Annotated in this window: 10 protein-coding genes; 5 read left to right on the top strand and 5 right to left on the bottom strand. The window is 71.8% G+C overall.

Features of this window, described 5'->3' with window-relative positions:
* Window positions 1-6: 6 nt before the first annotated feature.
* From ACF088_RS28915 to ACF088_RS28905, 3 genes are all read left to right on the top strand, one after another.
* Window positions 7-1,149: an ATP-binding cassette domain-containing protein gene (locus tag ACF088_RS28915; RefSeq protein WP_392378791.1), complete on the top strand. Its 1,143-nt coding sequence runs from the start codon at window positions 7-9 to the stop codon at window positions 1,147-1,149.
* On the top strand, window positions 1,109-1,972 hold the full coding sequence (locus ACF088_RS28910) for an ABC transporter permease (protein WP_392378790.1): 864 nt from the start codon (window positions 1,109-1,111) through the stop codon (window positions 1,970-1,972). The genes ACF088_RS28915 and ACF088_RS28910 overlap by 41 nt, the downstream gene beginning before the upstream one ends.
* Before the next feature lie 402 nt (window positions 1,973-2,374).
* Complete coding sequence (locus ACF088_RS28905; protein WP_392378789.1) at window positions 2,375-3,889, top strand: DUF2079 domain-containing protein; 1,515 nt, start codon at window positions 2,375-2,377, stop codon at window positions 3,887-3,889.
* Window positions 3,890-4,015: 126 nt separating this feature from the next.
* Here the strand turns inward: ACF088_RS28905 and ACF088_RS28900 are convergent, their stop codons facing one another.
* Window positions 4,016-4,660, bottom strand: coding sequence for a TetR family transcriptional regulator (locus ACF088_RS28900; protein ID WP_392378788.1), 645 nt, complete (start codon window positions 4,658-4,660; stop codon window positions 4,016-4,018).
* Between the two features lie 267 nt (window positions 4,661-4,927).
* Window positions 4,928-6,115: a glycosyltransferase gene (locus ACF088_RS28895; RefSeq protein ID WP_392378787.1), complete on the bottom strand. Its 1,188-nt coding sequence runs from the start codon at window positions 6,113-6,115 to the stop codon at window positions 4,928-4,930.
* Between the two features lie 493 nt (window positions 6,116-6,608).
* On the opposite strand from ACF088_RS28895, the gene ACF088_RS28890 reads away from it, so the two are divergent.
* The gene (locus tag ACF088_RS28890) at window positions 6,609-7,736 is read left to right on the top strand and encodes a hypothetical protein (RefSeq protein WP_392378786.1); all 1,128 of its coding nucleotides are present in this window, start codon (window positions 6,609-6,611) and stop codon (window positions 7,734-7,736) included.
* On the opposite strand, the gene ACF088_RS28885 is transcribed toward ACF088_RS28890, so the two are convergent.
* Window positions 7,733-8,509: a GNAT family N-acetyltransferase gene (locus ACF088_RS28885; protein ID WP_392378785.1), complete on the bottom strand. Its 777-nt coding sequence runs from the start codon at window positions 8,507-8,509 to the stop codon at window positions 7,733-7,735. The two genes, ACF088_RS28890 and ACF088_RS28885, sit on opposite strands and share 4 nt — an antisense overlap.
* The gene (locus ACF088_RS28880; protein WP_392378784.1) at window positions 8,506-9,378 is read right to left on the bottom strand and encodes a class I SAM-dependent methyltransferase; all 873 of its coding nucleotides are present in this window, start codon (window positions 9,376-9,378) and stop codon (window positions 8,506-8,508) included. Before ACF088_RS28880 ends, ACF088_RS28885 begins: the two co-directional genes overlap by 4 nt.
* Window positions 9,379-9,502: 124 nt before the next feature.
* Between ACF088_RS28880 and ACF088_RS28875 the strand changes: the two genes are divergently transcribed.
* Window positions 9,503-10,918 (top strand): N,N-dimethylformamidase beta subunit family domain-containing protein, encoded by a 1,416-nt coding sequence (locus tag ACF088_RS28875; RefSeq protein ID WP_392378783.1) that lies wholly within the window; start codon window positions 9,503-9,505, stop codon window positions 10,916-10,918.
* Here ACF088_RS28875 and ACF088_RS28870 read toward each other — a convergent pair.
* The gene (locus ACF088_RS28870; RefSeq protein WP_392378782.1) at window positions 10,902-11,591 is read right to left on the bottom strand and encodes an HAD family hydrolase; all 690 of its coding nucleotides are present in this window, start codon (window positions 11,589-11,591) and stop codon (window positions 10,902-10,904) included. The two genes, ACF088_RS28875 and ACF088_RS28870, sit on opposite strands and share 17 nt — an antisense overlap.
* Window positions 11,592-11,602: the final 11 nt, after the last annotated feature.

Below are 11,602 nucleotides of genomic sequence, written 5' to 3'. Positions count from 1 at the left end.
GCGCAGATGACCTGCGACGACGAAGAAAGGCCGGGGCGGACGTCCGGCCCCGCCGGGCCGTCCGGCGAGCCCCACGCACCACAGGCCCCGAGACCGCATCCGGCGGCGCCCGGCCCGCATCCGGCAGCACCCGGCCCGCATGCGACCGAGCCCGGCCCACACGGGGCCGCCCCCGGCCGACATGCGGCCACCCCCGACCCGGACGAGAGCGCCCCCGACGCCGTGACCTGCCGGGCCCTGCGCTACGCCTTCGGTGAGACCAAGGCCGTGGACGGCGTCGACCTCTCCGTCCGCCCCGGCGAGGTCTTCGGCCTGCTCGGCCCCAACGGCGCGGGCAAGACCACCGCGATCCGCTGTATCACCACCCTCCTGCCCGTCCCCTCCGGCATGGTGCGGGTGTTCGGGCACGACGCGGCGAAGGAGCGGATGGCGGTGCGCCGGCTGCTGGGATACGTACCGCAGCAGCTGTCCGCGGATGCCGGGCTGACCGGCCGCGAGAACGTCGCGCTGTTCGCCCGGGTCTTCGACGTCCCACGCCGTGAGCGCGCCGCACGCGTCACCCAGGCACTGGAGGCCGTCGGTCTCACCGACGCGGCCGGCCGGCTCGCCAAGACCTACTCCGGCGGCATGATCCGCCGCCTCGAACTCGCCCAGGCACTGGTCAGTGCGCCCCGTCTGCTGATGCTCGACGAGCCGACGATCGGCCTCGACCCGATCGCCCGCACCAGCGTCTGGGAGCACATCAACGCCGTACGGGCCGCCACCGGCATGACCGTCCTGGTGACCACGCACTACATGGACGAGGCCGACCAGTACTGCGACCGCCTCGCCCTGATGCACCGCGGCCGGATCCGCGCCCTCGGCACCCCCGACGAGCTCCGGTCCGCCCTGCGCGCCCGCCGCCGCGCGGCCGCGGCCTCGACCACCGCCCGCGCGGCACCGGGCCCCTCGGCCACTCCCGCACCAGCCGGTGCCGCCTCATGGGACTCGTCCTCCTCCTCGCCCTCGTCGGCCCCCTCGGGCTCGTCCGATGCCGTGCCGACGCTGGAGGACGTCTTCCGGGACGTCGCCGGCAGCGGCCTCGACGAGCAGTCAGGAGACTTCCGCGATGTCCGAAGCACCCGCCGCACCGCACACCGAGTCGGCTGAACCGGCCACCGGCCCCGGGGGCCTGGACCTGCTGCTGGTACCGCCGCGTGCCCGCGCCGGCTGGCAGGTGCTGCCCGCCAGAGTCGTCGCGATGTGTGTGGTCGAGCTGCAAAAGCTGCGCCACGACCGGACGGAGCTCTACACCCGCGCCGTCCAGCCCGCCCTGTGGCTCCTGGTCTTCGGCGAGACCTTCACCCGTATCAAGGCCATCCCGACCGGCGGCACCCCGTACATCGACTATTTGGCGCCCGGCATCATCGCCCAGTCGGCCATGTTCATCGCGATCTTCTACGGCATCATGATCATCTGGGAGCGGGATGCCGGCATCCTCACCAAGCTGCTGGTCACACCGACCCCACGCGCCGCCCTGATCGCCGGAAAGGCGTTCGCCGCCGGGGTGAAGGCGCTGATCCAGGCCGTCGTGGTGATCGTCATCGCCGCACTGCTCGGTGTGGCCATGACCTGGAACCCCCTACGGCTCCTGGCGGTCGGCGTCGCGGTGATCCTCGGCTCGGCCTTCTTCTCCTGCCTGTCCATGACGATCGCCGGGATCGTGCTCACCCGCGACCGCCTGATGGGTATCGGCCAGGCCATCACCATGCCGCTGTTCTTCGCCTCCAACGCCCTCTACCCGGTGGCGATCATGCCCGGCTGGCTCCAGACGGTCAGCAGGATCAACCCCCTGAGCTACCAGGTCGATGCCCTCCGCGGACTCCTCCTGGGCACCCACGCCCATCTGGCTCTGGACTACACCGTCCTGGTGGCCGCCGCCGCAGCGGGCATCGCCGCGGCTTCCTCGCTCCTGGGCCGCCTGGCCCGCTGACGCCACATCACCCCGCCCGACGCCGACCGCGCGCCCCGCACCGGCGCGAAGTCTCCTTGCAGGACCGGCGTTACACTCACGCGGGATGCGTTTCCCGCGGCCGTACCGGCGTCCGGACATACCGGGACGGGAGTGAATCGCCCCCGCCGGTGGGCCTGCCTGCCCGGCCCACTGCGTCTCTCCGCCGGGGCAGTACATCGTGTTCCTATTGCCGAGTCGATGACGGTGGGTGCGAGGGTGGAAACGGCGGAGCCGTCGGAGCGGTCGGAACTTTCGGAGCGATCGGAACCTTCGGAGCGGTCGGCACGGACCAGGGGAACGTGGTTCTACCGCATACCCTCGGGCCGCCACATCTCGGATGCCGGTGCCGCGTTCGGTCGACGCCTACCAGGCCCACGGGCCATGGGGGGGACCGTAACCGCGGCATTTTTTGCGCTGTACACCCTGGTGTCGGTGCTGCGGAACGAGCGCATGCTCAATGCCGGCTACGACCTGGGGATATTCGAGCAGGCGATGCGTGCCTATGCGCACGGCCGGGCTCCGGTCGTGGAACTCAAGGGACCGGGGTTCAATCTCCTCGGAGACCACTTCCACCCCATCCTGGCGCTCATGGCCCCCCTTTACCGGCTCTTCCCCAGCGCCGTGACGCTGCTCGTGGTGCAGGCCGCACTGATGGCACTCGCCTGCTTTCCGCTCACCCACTGGGCACACCGGGCTGTCGGACCGGTCACCGGCCTGGTGGTGGGCTGCGGACTGGGCGCCTCCTGGGGCCTCGTCGCGGGAGTCGCCAAGGACTTCCACGAAATATGCTTCGCGGTTCCGCTTCTCGCATTCAGCGTGACCGCCCTCGGGCAGCGTCGCTGGGGGGCGGCGGCAGCACGGGCGCTCCCGCTGCTTCTGGTGAAAGAGGACCTCGGGCTCACGCTCGCCGCCATCGGCGGCTATATCGCATGGCAGGGGCTGCGCGAGCGGCGCCACCATTCCGGGGGCCGGAGTCAGCAGCCCGGGGGCCGGAGTCAGCAGCCCGAGGACCGGCGTGACCATCCCGGGGACCGGGCTCACCAACCCGCGGAGCGACGGCGCTTCCCCGTCCTGCTCGGCGTTGCCGTGGCCTTCCTCGGCGTGGCGGGCACCGCCGTGGAGATTCTCGTACTTCTGCCTGCCATGAATCCCCGCGGCGGCTTCGACTACTGGCACCAGATGCCGGGTGAGGCCTCCTCGTCGGGCAGCCTTGCCGGTCTTGCGTCCGCCGGACTGCACCTGCTCTGGCCGCCGATGAAATGGCTGCTGTTGTTCATGCTCGCCGCCCCCACCGCATTCTTCGGCCTGCGGTCCCCGCTGACGCTGCTGTGCCTACCCACGCTGGCGTGGCGGCTGCTGGCCGGCAACGAGCACTACTGGCAGCCGAATTTTCACTACAGCGCGATCCTGATGCCGCTCGTCTTCGCCGGCCTCATCGATGTGCTCCACCGGCGGCCGGATATCGTGCCGGCCCGCAGACGCCGTAAGGTCCTCGCCTTTTCCGCGGTCTTCACGGCCGTCACGGCCGCGGTCTATCCGCTCCACGACCTGGTCCTGCCCTCGGCCTGGCGGACCCCGGCGCATGTCCGTACGGCGGAGCGGTTGTTGCTGCGCATACCCGACGGGGACACCGTTGCCTCCTCGAACCGCCTGGCACCGATGCTGACCGGACGCACCACCGTCAGCCTGGTCTGCTTCGGCACCGGCCCCGATCCCGCCGCGCCGACCGCCCTCCCGGCACATCCGCCGCGCTGGGTGGTCTCGGACCGTCACGACCCGACCGTCAAAACCCCCTGCCCGGTGGACCGGACCCACCGCATGCTGCGCCTCTACCGTGCCCATGGCTACGTCCAGGTCGCCGAGGAGGACGGGATCACCCTGCTCCGGAGGCGATAGCGCCCGCGCCACCTCCCAAGCCCTCCGCAAGAATGCGCAGTCGTGGGCCTCGTCGCAGGCCAGGCGGTGGGGCCGGCAGGGGGGCTGACGGTGGAAGCGGCAGTGGGGCTGACGGTGGGAGGTGGCTCACGCGTCCGGGGCGATGAGGCTACGGAGCAAGGGAGTGGCGATCCGCACGATGTCCTCCACGTCCGCCTCGGCCAGGTCGGGCAGGAGCAGCAGGTAGCGCTGGGCGGCGACGCCCATCATGATCGCGCTGAACAACGCGGCACGCAGTCGTGCGTCGGGGGCATCGATGGTGGCAGCGAGGTGATCGGTGACCTCGGAGGTCATGTGCCGGCGCAGCAGCTCTGCCGCTTCGTCGCTCGTCATGCTGGTCCGCAGGAGCACCGCCATGGGGCCGTCCGGATCCGCCGCCCAGGCGCCCAGCATGCTGCGCAGGCGGTTCTCCACCGTGTGGCCGGGGTCGCTGGTGGTGAGTTCGTCGTGGGGGATCTGCCAGTGGACGGCCTCCCGGAACAGGGCCTGTTTGCTGCCGAAATACTGGATCACGGAGGACTTGTCCACGTCGGCTTCGGTCGCAATGGCGCGGATGGTCGCGCGCTCGTAGCCGACCTCCGCGAACTTCCGCCGTGCGGCCGCCAGGATGCGCCGGCGTGTGCGCTCGCCCTTGCGCTCCGGAAGGGCTGCCTCCTCGGCCGGGCCCCCTGAACCGGACGTGCGCTGCGCGGCCTGTCCGGGCGCATTCGTCGCTGCATCGGCGCAGGTCAAAGTCGGTCCCCTTTCCGGTGCCGGTCCTGATGCTACAAGCATCTCCGGACAGTGCCGGGGCCTTGGAAACGGCGGATCGGAAAGCTTCGCAGGACCGCGTCGGGGAAGAGCGGACCGGATGGCTCCGCGGGCGAGGAGCCGGCGCCGGTGCACGGGGCCGGCCCTCACCGTCCGCGCTCCGGCCGGTGGAGTCCCAGCGGCCGGAGCGCGACGGAAACGGTTCGGCAAAACCGTCACCGTGGTGGTGTGCGGCGAGAGCCTTCCGGCTCAGACGACCAGCGCTGCTGCATCCTCCACCAGCCGGCCGAGGTCCGGCAGGGCGTGGGACCGGCGCTGCAGCCCTTGGGCGCGGGACCGGTAGGAGCGGTCATCCAGGACGTTACGCAGCGCCGAGGCCAGCGCATCGCGTGTGACGTCCTGGACGTTCATCCGGGTCCCGACGCCCAACTGCTGGAGCCGGGCGGCATTGTGGGACTGTTCCGCGAAGAGCGGTACGGCCACCATGGGAACTCCGGCTGCCAGCGCCTCCCGGGTCCCGTTGAAGCCGGCATGCGTGAGGAACAGGTCGCTGGAGCGGAGCAGCAGTTCCTGCTGGACGAACGACGTCAGATGGACGTTGTCGCGGCGTGGTCCGTCCCACTGCCGCGGGTCGCGGTCGGCCCCCAGGGCCACGACACCGGTGACCGGCAGCTCTCCGAGGGCCTCGATGATGGTCTCCAGCAGAGCGTGGGCGCCGCCGGGAAGCTGGGGAGTGTTCGAGCCGAGGGTGGCGAGGACGAGCGGCCGGTCCGTGGTGAGTTGGGCGATCTCCGGATCGAGGCCGCCCTGTGCCGCCTGGGCGGGGACCTGGTAGTAGCGGGCGCTGGGCAGCCGGCTGTCCGCGGGGTAGAAGTCCTCCGGAACGACTCCGGCACGGAAGGCGCGGAACGGGTGCCAGGCGTCGGTGACCGGTGCCAGGCCGAGTTTCTCCCGCTGCCGGTTGAGCTCCTCCGTCACGGCGGGGTGGGCATAGGGCGCCATCGGCGCGATGTCCAGGGCGCCGTGGGGGATGCCGAGGCTTTCCGCCGCCAGATAGCCGCCGTACTCGGTCGACTCGTGGAGGATCAGGTCCGGTTGCCAGCTCTTCGCCACGTCGAGGAGGTCGGGGGCGCTGGCCGCGGAAAGGTGCCCGACGAAGGCCGCGGCGAAGAATTCCGGCGCCAGCTCAACGGTCACGGAGCCGACCTTCTCCATGCCCGGCGGGGGCGGGAACGCGCCGCCCCGGAGTGCCTCCCCCATCGACTGCATATGGGGCAGCGTCAACGCGGTGAGTCCGCGCTCTTCTATGTGCTGGACCACTTCGGCGCCCGTGGCGACAGCCACCTCGTGGCCCGCCTCACGGGCTCGCTCCGCCACTGGCAGTACCAGGGGGGCGAGGTGCGAATAGATTGCCTGTGCGGTGATGAGGATGCGCATGATGCTCGCTCTCCACGAAGCGGTGCAGGCGCCACGGAGTGCGCCTCGCCGCGGGTTTCACGGCCGAGTTCTCAAAAATAAACGCTTGTTGAGAATCTACCACTGGCCCTTCGCGCCTCTTCGGGCCGTCGCCGCGGGAAGGGCCTCGCGCACCTGGTCCGCAGGTGGTGCGCAGCGCGCGCGTTGTCGGCAGGGCCCTTCGAAGTACCCGCAGGAAGCGGGCACGTTGAGGACAGCGTCGAATGTGCCGGGCGGCGCGTACTTCCGCATACTTCGGGGACCCCCCGTCAGAGCGTCCCTGAGCAGAGCCCCGGTCGAATTCGAGCCGAAGACCGTCGCTTGGTCCTCGGCCGCCGGCCGATGCGGCGGGTGCGCAGGGCCGGTGGGGGAACGGAACCGGCCACTGTTCGCCGGGACGGCCGGGCGCGGAGCGGGGGTCTGCCACGATGAGGCGCCCTGACCGCGACGTCTGTGCGACGTGAGGAGTGGCCCGGTGACCGCAGCTTTGATCAGTTCGGCCGTGATGACCCATCCGGTGCGCAAGGAGCAGGCGGAGGCGCTTGCTGCTCGGCTGGGGCTCGGGGGACTGGCGATGGACCCGGATCCGGACGGGCCGCCGTCGGCGCTGCGGACCGCGCTGGTGGCCTGGGCGGCGCGGACGGCGGCGGCCGGACACCATGTGGTCGTCCAGGACGATGTGGCCGCCCCGGCGGAGCTGCTGGAGCTGGTGACGGGGTCGGTGGCGCGGTTTCCGGACGAGGCCCTGATCTTCTACACCAACTGGCACGCCCGGAACGGCGCGGCGGCCCGCCTGGCGGCGCTGGCCGGGGCCGGGTGGGTGCGGGCCGTACCGGAGGAGTTCGCGCCGACGCTGGCCATCTGCCTGCCGGTGCGGACGGCGGATGCGTTCCGGGTGTACGCGCGGGACAGCGCGGAGCGTCATGACGACGAGCTGATGGCCGCGTTCCTGCGCACACAGGGGCGGTCGGGTCTGCTGGCGGTGCCGAACGTGGTGGAGCACATCGGGACCAGCAGTATCAACGGGCATGCCGCGCAGGGCGTCCGGCTGGCGGCCTGCCCCGTGGGTGCCGCCGACGCGCGGCCGCTGCTCGACCACGGGTGGGTGCTGGAGGAGCTCGACTGGTTGCCGTACATGCGGTACGGGGAGGGGTATCTGCGGCCGGTCGGGCACGAGCGGGACGCCGACCCGCGGCGCCATCTGCGGTGGCCGGAGGCGCTGCCGCCCACCGGCCTGACGGAGGGGCGGCTGTGGGACGCAGTACGGCGGTACCGGCCCGAGGACGCCGCGGCGGAGGTGGGGCGGCTGTTCGGGGCCGCCTTCGCGGACGAGCTGTGGATCCACTGCCTGTTGCTGGGGCGGCAGGCCGTGGACGCCGCGCGACGGCCGGCGGCGCGGTCGGCGTCGCCGCGGCCTGCGGGCGCCGCCGGGGCCCGGGTCCGGGCCGCCGCGCTGTCCACGGTCGGCCCGGCGGGGCTGCCGCCCGAGCGCCGGCTGGGGGTGACCCCGGAGCAGTCCGCGCTGATGACGGGGTACGCGGAGAGCGCGGTGCGGTGCGGCGGACTGCTGCTGGGGCCGGCGGGCCTCGGGGTGGCGCACTAAGGGGCCGAGGGCGGCGCCTGGGGGGCTTCCCGGACGTCGTGGGTGATCCATACGCAGGGTTCCCAGTAGGCGCCCCGGTCTTGGGTGTGGTCGATGTCGAGGGGGGCGAGCCCGCCGGGGAAGACGTAGCGGCCGTCGTCGGGGAAGGCCATGCCGGTCCACGCCTCCCATTCGGCGACCGTGCCGGTGATGCGGGAGGACTCCGCCACCGACGCGACGATGCAGCCGCCCTGGCGGACCTGTGTGCGCAGCCACGGATCGAAGGGGGCACCGTCGGGGCGGGTCCAGGCCGCGTAGCGGTCGATGGGGACGAGCGGATAGCGGTCCTTCCAGGTGGGGCGGACCGGGACGATGACATGGGAGAGCCCGGCGGAGCGGGCCATGGCGGCCATGTGCGCCAGGAGGCGGGTGGAGTGTCCGCGGCCCTGGTGGGCGGGGGAGATCTCGATGCCCAGGGCGCACAGGGCGTCCGGCTCGGCCCCGGCGTCGTGGTCGCGGAACGCCGCTGCGATGGACGCGTCGAGGCCGGTGCCGAGGCCGGTGGGGGTGCCGTCCCAGGTGCGGGGGAGGGTGCGGCCGGCACCGAGGACGGTGTCCGTCCCGGTGTCGTGGAGGAGGAACTGGTGGTCCGGGAAGTCGGTGAACAGGCGCGTCCAGAAACCGGCGTTGATGTCGCCGTGCAGGTTGTATTCGGGGACGACTCCGGCGAATTCCTCGGTGAGCCGGTTCCAGAGTTCCGGGCGCCGGGAGTGGTGGACGAAGGCGAGGGTCATACGGCACTCACCCCGGGCTGTCCGGTGGGCTTCTCGGCGGTCCAGACGATGACCAGCGGAATGTCCGCCCAGGCCGCACGGGCGGCATCCGCAATGGCCTCCTCGTAGCCTCCCGGCGCCAGGCGGCCGTTGAACACCGGTTCGTGGCATTCCCGCACCGTCAGCCCGGCTGCGGTGAATGCGGAGAGATAACTGCCGGGCAGATGGACGTGATTGCGGACGAAGGCCAGGCGGTCGTCGCCGTGGACGAAAATGCATTGGCCCTGGAGGGAGACGACGAACGGGTGCATATCGGAGAGGATGATCCGGCCGCCCGGGCGGATCACCCGGGCCAGTTCGGCGATACCGGCGGAAAGATCCGGTAAGTGCGTCATGGCGAGTGAGCAGACCGCCAGGTCGACACTGTCGTCGTCGAGCGGAAGGTCTTCCAGCCGCCCGCGGCGGAATTCGGCACCGGGGGCTTTGCGGTGGGCTTGGGCCAGCATTTCCGGGGACTGGTCGACACCGATGACGCGGTAGCCGCGGGCCGTCAGGGCGGCGGTCTGGCGGCCGGTGCCGCAGGCCGCGTCCAGCGCGGTGCCCACCGGGCCGCGGTCCAGGAGCCGGTGCACCACCGGCTCCTCGACCTCGATGAACGAGCTCGGCAGCGAATCGTAGCGGGCCGACCAGGAGGCGTAGCCGGCGGCGGCGTCCAGTTCGCTGACCGCCGCCCCGCCATCCGGGAGCGGAACGCCCTCGCCCGCGGCGACCGCGCGGATCTCGTCCACCCGGGCCTTCAGGAAACTCTCGTCGGCGTCCATCGCATGCCGGAGCAGTGCCAGTCCCTCGATACCCAGGACGAGTTCGCGCACCCGGAATGTGCTGTCCATTGTCAGGCTCCCTTGGCTGGAATTTTCATTGTCGGCCCTCGATGGCGCACCTAGCATGACGCGGATGATCGAGGGATATCTGGATCGTGAGAGTGTGAGAGCCGGACGGCGTCTCAGATTTCATGTGTCGACGGATTCCACTGAATTCCGGGTCCGCTTCTACCGGTTGGGGCGACACCTGTCCTTCCTGGCGGAGTCCGGGCCGTACCGAGGGATTTCGGCCGCCGCACCGCCCCATCCGGACGGCACTCCGGACCGCGCCTCGCCCGCCGTGGACTGGAACTGGCCGACGTACCGTCACGCCATTCCCGGTGACTGGCCGCCGGGCATCTATCTGGCCCATTTCGTCGAGGGTCCGGAAAGCCGGGCCAGGGACGTTCCCCTGCTGGACGACACCGGAATCGAGGGCTTCGGCCGGGAGTTCTTCGTCGTCCGGCCCCAGCGGCCTGCTGCGACCGGCGCCCGCATCCTCTACAAGAAATCGACGTACACCCGGCACGCCTACAACCGCGCCGACCGCCCGGACGGCCGGCGGGCCGCCAGCCTCTACGACAACCCGGTCTACCAGGAGGGCGGCCACGGCCGGCCGCGCGGCCACCGGCTCAGTCTGCACCGGCCCGGCGGCGTCATCGACCTGGCCTACTGGGACGCGCCGTTCATCGCCTGGCTGGAGCGCAGCGGCTACCAGGTCGAGTACTGCACGGACCTCGACCTGCACGAGGAGCCCGGGCTGCTCGCGCCCTACCGGCTGCTGCTCAGCGTCGGGCACGACGAGTACTGGAGCGCGGCGATGCGCGCCCAGGTCGCGGAGTTCGTCCGCGACGGCGGGAATGTGGCGTTCCTCAGCGCCAACACCTGCTGGTGGCGGGTCCATCCGGTGGACGGGAACAGCGCGTTCGTCTCCGACACCGACCACCACGTGGGGGAGGAGTACCCGCACCGTCCGGCGACCGACCTGTGGTGGCCGGCGCCGCCGGACGGCGTCGGCGAGCCCGAGAACACCCTGACCGGGGTCAGCTTCCGCAACGGCGGGATGTGGCCGGGGGAGTGGCCCGGCGACCGGCCGCGCGACGGGTACCGGGTACAGCACGCCGACCACTGGGTCTACGAGGGCACCGGGCTGCGGGACGGCTCCGACGGCGGGACCGCCGACGCTCTGGGCGCCGGGACCCCGCTGATCGGCTACGAGTGCGACGGTGCCGCCTTCGCCCGGGACACGGACGGGGTGGCGTACGCCACCGGGGCGGACGGCACACCGCGGTCCTTTCTCATCCTGGGGATCTACCTCCTCGATCCGGTGCACCACGATTTTCACCACCTGAAATGGGGCCACTGGAACTGTCCGGAGCGTGAGTCGACGATCACCGGCCCACGCGCCGCCACCATGGGGATCCACACCGCCGGCGGCACGGTGTTCACGGCCGGGACCACCGACTGGCCGGTGGTCTGCGGCCGCGAACTCGACCCCGGGGTCGTCCGGGTGACCCGCAACCTCCTGGACCGGCTGTCCGGCCCGCCGGGCACTACAGGAGACTGCTGAGCGCGCCCAGCGAGGCGATCCGCACGGCCCCGTCCGGGAGCGGCGGGGCCACCCCCTCCACCGCCCGGTCGGGGCGCCACAGATGAGCCGCCCGCATCCCGAACGCCAGCGGGCCCGCGACATCCGCCTCCCACATGTCGCCGACGAACAGGGCCTGTTCGGGGCGCAGTCCGCAGCGCGCCAGCACGGTGCGGTAGATGAGCGGATGCGGTTTGCGGGCCCCGGCGCGGGCCGAGGTGACCGCGGTGTCCACCAGGCCGGACAGCCCGACCCCGTCGATGGCACGGTCCAGGTCCCAGAACCAGTTGGAGCACACCGCCACCACCAGGCCCCGCTCGCGCAGCCCGGACAGCGCCACCGGAACGTCGGTGAAGAGGGCCAGCCGCAGCTCCTTCGTCGCCCGGTCGAGGTCGGCGGCCAGCTCTCCGGCTGCGGCTTCCGGCACGCCGCAGGCCAGCGCCCGCCGCCGCAGCCGGTCCAGTTCCCAGGCGTGGTACGCCTGTTCGCTGCCGGAGTGGGCGGTGTGCTCCTCGCCGTCCCGGGGCCCGGCCGCCCACTGGTCGCCCCACCGGGCGGCGGCGTCGGCCAGGCCCCGGCGGAGGAAGAGCGACCGGTGGCTGGGCGGCAGCGGCTCCACCATCCGCACCAGGGTGCCGTAGAAGTCGAAGATCACGCCCCGGACGG

This window comes from Streptomyces sp. NPDC015125 (genome assembly GCF_043080045.1).
GTDB lineage: Bacteria > Actinomycetota > Actinomycetes > Streptomycetales > Streptomycetaceae > Streptomyces.
This window is presented reverse-complemented; position numbering and strand designations above follow the sequence as displayed.